Origin of the sequence: Citrobacter cronae (genome assembly GCF_016893685.1) — a bacterium.
Lineage (GTDB): Bacteria > Pseudomonadota > Gammaproteobacteria > Enterobacterales > Enterobacteriaceae > Citrobacter > Citrobacter werkmanii.
On sequence record NZ_CP069763.1, the window covers coordinates 1,951,224 to 1,958,710 of the forward strand.

The 7,487-nt window shown below is 53.9% G+C and carries 6 protein-coding genes; 3 read left to right on the plus strand and 3 right to left on the minus strand.

All coding sequences use genetic code 11. The features are described 5' to 3' along the window. The first annotated feature begins 61 nt into the window (after positions 1–61). Positions 62–1,723, plus strand: a complete 1,662-nt coding sequence (gene tsr / locus JSN25_RS08330) for a methyl-accepting chemotaxis protein (RefSeq protein WP_038636951.1) — start codon at positions 62–64, stop codon at positions 1,721–1,723. 39 nt (positions 1,724–1,762) lie between these two features. On the opposite strand, the gene JSN25_RS08335 is transcribed toward tsr, so the two are convergent. The 3 genes from JSN25_RS08335 to JSN25_RS08345 form a co-directional block, all read right to left on the minus strand. Then, a complete protein-coding gene (locus JSN25_RS08335) occupies positions 1,763–2,278 on the minus strand; it encodes a GNAT family N-acetyltransferase (RefSeq protein ID WP_204525610.1) in 516 nt (171 codons plus the stop codon). Positions 2,279–2,330: 52 nt separating this feature from the next. Beyond that, the gene (locus JSN25_RS08340) at positions 2,331–3,692 is read right to left on the minus strand and encodes an MFS transporter (RefSeq protein ID WP_087857417.1); all 1,362 of its coding nucleotides are present in this window, start codon (positions 3,690–3,692) and stop codon (positions 2,331–2,333) included. Positions 3,693–3,906: 214 nt separating this feature from the next. Continuing rightward, positions 3,907–4,821, minus strand: coding sequence for a GntR family transcriptional regulator (locus JSN25_RS08345; RefSeq protein WP_204525611.1), 915 nt, complete (start codon positions 4,819–4,821; stop codon positions 3,907–3,909). A gap of 137 nt (positions 4,822–4,958) precedes the next feature. Between JSN25_RS08345 and JSN25_RS08350 the strand changes: the two genes are divergently transcribed. Together JSN25_RS08350 and JSN25_RS08355 are read left to right on the plus strand one after the other, a co-directional pair. Continuing rightward, entirely contained in the window at positions 4,959–5,981 is a 1,023-nt protein-coding gene (locus JSN25_RS08350; protein ID WP_204525612.1) for a zinc-binding alcohol dehydrogenase family protein, read from the plus strand. 13 nt (positions 5,982–5,994) lie between these two features. Beyond that, entirely contained in the window at positions 5,995–7,440 is a 1,446-nt protein-coding gene (locus JSN25_RS08355; protein WP_204525613.1) for a tagaturonate reductase, read from the plus strand. Positions 7,441–7,487: the final 47 nt, after the last annotated feature.

Below are 7,487 nucleotides of genomic sequence, written 5' to 3' on the forward strand. Positions count from 1 at the left end.
CCATAAAGTTTTCTCTTTCCAGGCCGAAAACCCAGATATCTGTCTAGCGGAAAGAGAAAACATGTTAAAACGAATGAAGATTGTTACCAGCTTACTGCTGGTATTGGCGCTATTTGGCCTTTTACAGCTCGCCTCAGGCGGCTTGTTTTTTAACTCACTGAAGAATGACAAAGAGAACTTTACCGTTCTGCAAACCATTCGCCAGCAGCAGTCTGCGCTGAACGCTACCTGGGTTGAGCTACTGCAAACGCGTAATACCCTGAACCGGGCGGGGATTCGCTACATGATGGATCAGAGCAACATCGGCAGCGGCGCGACCGTTGCAGAACTGATGCAGGTGGCGAGCAATGCCCTGAAGCTGACCGAAAAAAACTGGGCGATTTACGAGTCGCTTCCGCGCGATCCGCGTCAAAGCGAAGCCGCGTTCCAGGAGATCAACCGCACCTATGACATCTATCACGGCGCGCTGGCGGAGCTGATCCAGTTACTGGGTGAAGGCAAGATCAACGCGTTTTTTGATCAACCGACTCAGAGCTATCAGGACGGTTTTGAGAAGCAGTACATGAGTTACATGCAGCAGAACGATCGCCTGTATGACATCGCGGTTGAGGACAATAACGCTTCCTATAGCCAGGCGATGTGGGTGCTGGTGTGTGTACTGATTACCGTGCTGGCCGCTATCGTTGCGGTGTGGTTTGGTATCAAACTGACGCTGATCTCTCCGATGAACCGCCTGATTGAAAGCATTCGTCATATCGCCAGCGGCGATTTGGTGAAGCGTATTGAGGTGGAAGGTTCCAACGAGATTGGACAACTGGCGGAAAGCCTGCGCCACATGCAGGGTGAACTGATGAACACCGTGGGTGACGTGCGTAACGGCGCTAACGCGATTTACAGCGGCGCCAGCGAGATTGCGATGGGCAACAACGATCTCTCCTCACGTACCGAGCAGCAGGCGGCTTCTCTGGAAGAAACGGCGGCCAGCATGGAACAACTGACGGCGACCGTGAAGCAGAACGCCGAAAACGCGCGTCAGGCCAGCCATCTGGCGCTGAGCGCTTCAGAAACCGCGCAGAAAGGCGGTAAAGTGGTCGATAACGTGGTGCAAACCATGCGCGATATTGCTTCCAGTTCGCAGAAAATCGCCGATATTATCAGCGTTATCGACGGCATTGCCTTCCAGACCAATATTCTGGCGCTCAACGCCGCGGTAGAAGCCGCACGTGCGGGCGAGCAGGGGCGTGGTTTTGCGGTGGTTGCGGGTGAAGTGCGTAACCTGGCCCAGCGTAGTGCGCAGGCCGCGCGCGAGATCAAGAGCCTGATTGAAGACTCGGTCAGCCGTGTGGATGTGGGGTCAACGCTGGTGGAAAGCGCTGGTGAAACCATGGATGAGATCGTCAATGCGGTAACCCGCGTGACCGATATCATGGGTGAAATTGCCTCCGCCTCTGATGAGCAGAGCCGCGGTATCGACCAGGTGGGTCTGGCCGTTGCAGAGATGGATCGCGTGACGCAGCAGAACGCCTCGCTGGTGGAAGAATCCGCCGCTGCCGCTGCGGCGCTGGAAGAGCAGGCCAGCCGTCTGACCCAGGCCGTAGCCGTGTTCCGTATTCAGCATGACCAGCAGCGCGCGCGCGACGTTGCCGCCGCTAAACCGGTTTCAACGGTCCAGCCGCGTAAAGCAGCGGTAACTGATGCCGGTGATAACTGGGAAACGTTCTAAGCCTGTGATGCCCGATAAGGCGTAGCCGCCATCGGGCAATCAACGCAGCATCAGGCGCATGGCGCAGCGTCGTTCGTACGTCTGCCCATGCGCCACCTCTTCAGCTCTTTTTTCGCGCAATTCCGGCGAAAGCGTCTCGTCAGCCAGCATTTCAAAACCCAGCCTCGCATATAGCGGCGCATTCCACGGCACATCGCGGAAAGTGGTCAGCGTCAGTGACGTATAACCTTTCTCGCGAGCCTGCTCGGCAACGTAGCCAATCAATCTGCGGCCAATTCCTTTTCCCTGCCACTCCAGATGCAGCGACAGTTCAGCAATAAACAGCGATGACCCCAGCGTTTCGGCTACCAAAAAACCGACCGGATGCTCATCGACCTGCGCCAGCCAGCTCATGCCAGCGGCAGCAAATGCCCGATGCTGAGCAGCCGATATAATCTGGTCGTCAGCAATCCACGCCAGGTCGGGGGTGAGTAAAAAACGTTGCCCCGCAGATCGTTCGATGGCGGGAAGAGCGGCAGTTTCTGCCAGAGTCGTGGCGCGCAAGATAATGTTCATACGTGGAGCATAACATGCCCGATAAGCGCGGTGTTATCGGGCATCTGGAGGATTAATCTTTACGTGGATCGCTAATGGGCTGGCGCACCAGGATGATGTAGGCGAGGGCGCCCACCATGGTGACGCAACCGCAGATAATCAGCGCCAGGCGGAAAGAGTTAGTGGTATCCACAATAAAGCCGGTAACGATCGGCGCGAAGGACGCGCAGATAAAACTGGCAAAGTTCTGGATACTGCCTACGGAGGCGGTCATACGTGAGGCGACGGCGACGTGGATCAAGCCCCAGCAGGAGGTTCCGGCGAAGTGGATACAGAACAGCGCCATACCGATCAGTAACACCGCGGCCATTGACGTTGTCGCCTGCGGTACCACGAAGGTGAAGGCTGCAGAGCAGAACATCCCGGCGATAATACAAATCTTACGGCTCTTAATCGGTGCCATACCGCCTTTCACCAGCCAGTCGGTGACAAAACCGTTAATCAGCATGCCAGCTGCGCCAAACAGGAACGGAATGGCCGCCATTAAGCCGGTGCTTTTTAAATCCAGGTTGTAGGAGGTCTGCAGGTAGCCCGGCAGCCAGGCCAGGTATAACCATGCGGTGTAGTTGATGCCGCTAAAGCCCAGCATCATGCCCCACATGGTACGGTTGCGGAACAGGCTGCGCCATTCGGCAAAGCTCAGCGGATCGCGGCGGGCATTGACGCTACCGGCGTTCAGGTAAGCCTGTTCTGTGGCGCTCAGATCAATCTGCTCGCGGTTGCGATACAACATGTACCAGCCGATGGCGAGGAAAATGCCCAGCACGCCGATGGTAATAAACATCCAGCGCCAGCCCATAACCAGCATCATTGCAGCCAAAATCGGTGGACTAATGGCGACGCCGATGGTGGAGGCGGCGTTAAATAAACCCATGGGGCGGCCGCGCTCTTTGATGTTAAACCAGTCGTTGATGACTTTTACGCCGCACGGGTTCATGGGCGCTTCGCCGATCCCCATGCCAATACGCACCAGCACAAACTGAGTGAAGCTGTGTACCATCCCGGACAGCGCCTGAAACAGCGACCAGAAGAACATCCCGAGTCCTAACATAATGCGCGGACCCTTGCGATCCAGCAGCGGGCCGCAGGGCAGTTGTGCAATACCGTAAGCGAGAGAGAAGACCGACAGCAGGACGCCGATTTGCGTGGCGCTCAGCCCCAGTTCTTCCCGAATTGTTAAGTTGGCGACTGATAATGAACTACGGTCGAGGTAATTAATCACCGCAGCAAAAAATAATAAAATCATTGCTGTGGTCTGAATACGTTTAATTCGGCTACTGCGTTGTACCATGCCCTCAGGCGGAACATTAATATCCGCTGATGACGACGTGTCAAACGAAGAACTCGGGTCGAGGGTAATATTATTTTTTTCCACGCCGGACTCCTGAACCTCAATAATTTATTTTCACACAGCAGTGGGCTGTGCAGTATTGAAAAAATACCAGTGATGAATCAATTTACTCATCACCGCTCACAAAAGTTTTTAATGCAGTCGACTTAGCGTGAGCATAGGCAAGAGGTATTTTTCAGGGGTTTATATTTTTATAAAATCGTGCTCCCGGTAATGGTTTGCTGTTTTTTATCGGTACTTAATGCGCAGCAGCGCTACTTTGATTAATGGAGCGGATCATCGATTGTTTGGCTGTATTCAAATGGTTACATAGCGCCAGGGTGGCATCCAGGTCGCTGCGGCAGATCAGCGCGCTGAGGATGGTCATATGCTCATCGATGGCAATGATATTGCGCTGTTTAAGATCGCTTTCATCCCACTGATAGTGGAAGTGGAAAATCACGGAGATGATTTCAAGTGATTGATTAAAAAATATATTGTCGGCAGCAGAGAGCAGTAAAGCATGAAACTCACGGTCTAACTGCGAGAACATACGAAAGCTGCTGCCGATGCTGTCGCGCAGGATGCGATGGCGCTCCAACAGCGTTTTGGCCTGCAGCCAGCGCGGGTCATCATCGGGCAGATTGAGGAAATGCTGCAAAGAATGGGTCTCAAGCATTTCTCTGAGTTCAAACAGCTGTTCCGCATAGGCCTGATCGAACTGCTTCATGCTCCATTGACCGCGTTTTTCGTTTTTAATCAGGTTGTAACGTTCGAATTTTAAAAGATATTCCCGCACAACTACCGGACTGACGCCTGCGGCTTTGGCAAGCTGCAGTTCGGAGAAACTCTCGCCTGCGCGCAGTTGGCGCTGGTTGATCATAGTGAAAAAAGCCTGCTCGAAGATCCGGTTTTGCTCGGTCATGGAGGCGGTGGTGCAGGCAAAACCGTCGTCATGGTCAGGTTTACGCACGATGACATAGTGGCTGCCGACCTGCGTCAGTACGCCGCATTCGCTTAAATGGCTCAGCATATGGCGCACGGTGGTGCGACTGATGTTGTACATCTCGGCCAGCGCGCTTTGCGACGGAAGTGGGGAAGGGATATGACCACGCGCCATATCATCGATTATTTGGTTAATCACATTGTGGCGTAAGTTCTGTGAACGGCTCATGGCGTCTCCTTTTTCGCTATTAAAACCCGATTTAAAACATTTTTATGCGCTGAGATTCACAGATTACGTTTCCGCTTTCTCCGGTTTTTTTATTTTCGTCGATATCTGAGGCAACAAAAAAACAGGAGAGCAGAATCATGTCTACGATGAATACGTTGATTTGCCAGGAACCTAAAAAATTAGTCTGGAAAGAGCGTGAAATACCTGTTCCGGGTGAGGGTGAGGCATTAATTAAAATTAAGTCGGTGGGAATTTGTGGCACCGATATTCATGCCTGGGGCGGCAATCAACCTTTTTTCAGCTATCCACGTGTATTAGGCCATGAAATATGTGGGGAAATTGTCGGGCTGGGTAAAAATATACAAAATCTGAAAAATGGCCAGCAGGTGGCGGTTATTCCTTACGTAGCCTGTCAGCAGTGTCCGGCATGCCAGAGCGGGCGCACCAACTGCTGCGAGAATATTTCAGTGATTGGCGTGCACCAGGATGGCGGCTTCAGCGAATACTTGTCCGTGCCGGTGACCAACCTGCTGGATGCGCAGGGCATTGACCCGCAGGCGGCGGCGTTGATTGAGCCTTATGCCATCAGCGCACATGCGGTACGTCGGGCGGCGGTAGCGCCGGGTGAGCAGGTGCTGGTGGTCGGTGCCGGTCCGATTGGTCTGGGCGCGGCGGCGATTGCCAAAGCCGATGGCGCGCAAGTGGTGGTGGCGGATACCAGCCCCGCGCGCCGGGAGCATGTGGTTTCCCGACTGGATCTTCCGGTTATCGATCCGTCTGCTGAAGATTTTGATGCGCAATTGCGCGCTCAGTTTGGCGGCTCGCTGGCGCAAAAGGTCATTGATGCCACGGGGAATCAGCATGCGATGAACAACACGGTGAATTTGATTCGCCATGGGGGCAGCATCGTTTTCGTTGGGCTGTTTAAAGGCGATTTACAGTTCTCCGATCCTGAGTTCCATAAGAAAGAGACCACCATGATGGGCAGTCGCAACGCGACCCCGGAAGATTTTGCCAAGGTTGGCCGCCTGATGTCGGCAGGCAAACTGACCACCGACATGATGCTCACGCACCGTTACGCGTTTGCCCAACTTGCAGAGATCTACGAGCGGGACGTGATTAACAACCGGGAACTGATTAAAGGCGTGATCACGTTCTGAGAGGATAAGTGTGATGAAGACATTGAATCGACGTGATTTTCCGGGTGTCAGCTACCCTACGCGCGTGATCCAGTTTGGTGAAGGTAATTTTCTGCGGGCGTTTGTCGACTGGCAACTGGATATCCTTAATGAGAAAACGGATCTCAATGCTGGCGTGACCATCGTTCGCCCGATTAATACCGATTTTCCGCCGTCGCTGAATGCTCAGGATGGGTTATATACCACGCTTATTCGTGGGTTGAACGAGCAGGGCGAGGCGGTAAGCGAGGCGCGGCTGATTCGTTCGGTGAATAACGAAATCAACCCGTACAAGGATTTCGCGGCGTATCTGACGCTGGCGCACAATGCGGACATCCGCTTTGTGTTTTCGAACACCACTGAAGCCGGGATTAGCTATCATGCGGCGGACCGTGTGGATGATACCCCGCCAGTGAGTTTTCCGGCCAAACTGACGCGACTGCTGCTGGAGCGCTTTAACCATTTTGCGGGGGCGGTGGATAAGGGCTGGGTGATTATTCCTTGCGAACTGATCGACTATAACGGCGATGTGCTTAAAACGCTGGTGCTGCAGTATGCGCAGGACTGGCAGCTTCCTGCGGCGTTTGCCGATTGGGTGGAAAGGGCGAATACTTTCTGTTCCACGCTGGTTGACCGCATTGTTACCGGCTACCCGCGCGAAGAAGCCGCCGCGCTGGAAGCTACGCTTGGCTATCACGATGCATTTCTCGATACCGCGGAACACTTTTATCTGTTCGTGATTCAGGGACCTGTATGGCTGGCTGAAGAGTTAAAGCTGGCGCAATGCCCTCTGAATATCCGAGTAGTAAACGATATTAAGCCGTACAAGGAACGTAAGGTCGCGATTCTGAACGGCGCGCATACGGCGCTGGTGCCGGTTGCCTGGCTGTGCGGGCTGGATACCGTTGGCGAAGCGATGCAGGATGCCGATGTCCGCCGTTTTGTCGAGCGGGCGATTAGCGAGGAAATTATACCGGTATTGGATCTCGACGCCGATGAACTGCGCGAATTTGCCGGTGCGGTGAGCGGGCGTTTTCAGAACCCCTACATTCGCCATCAGTTACTTTCCATCGCGCTTAACGGCATGACCAAATTCCGCACCCGTATATTGCCGCAACTGCTGGCGGGCCAGCAAAATGAATGTTGGCCTGTGCGCTTAACCTTCGCTCTGGCCGCGCTGTTGGCGTTTTATCGCGGTGAACGGGCCGGGGAAGGCTATCCATTGCAGGATGACGAGCAGTGGATAAATCTGTATGCCAGCCTGTGGCCGCAAGTTGGCAATGATTTAACGCTGCGGGAACTGGTGAATGCAGTGCTCGGCGAGGCCGCGCACTGGGGTGAAGATTTAACGTTATTGCCAGGTCTTGCTGAGCAGGTGACAGCCAATCTGGAAATGATTCTGGTACAAGGTATGCGTCAGGCGGTGAACAGTCTGGAATAAGGTTGCCATGCAGCGCCCGGAGTGGTGTTGGGCGCTGTTTTTTTATC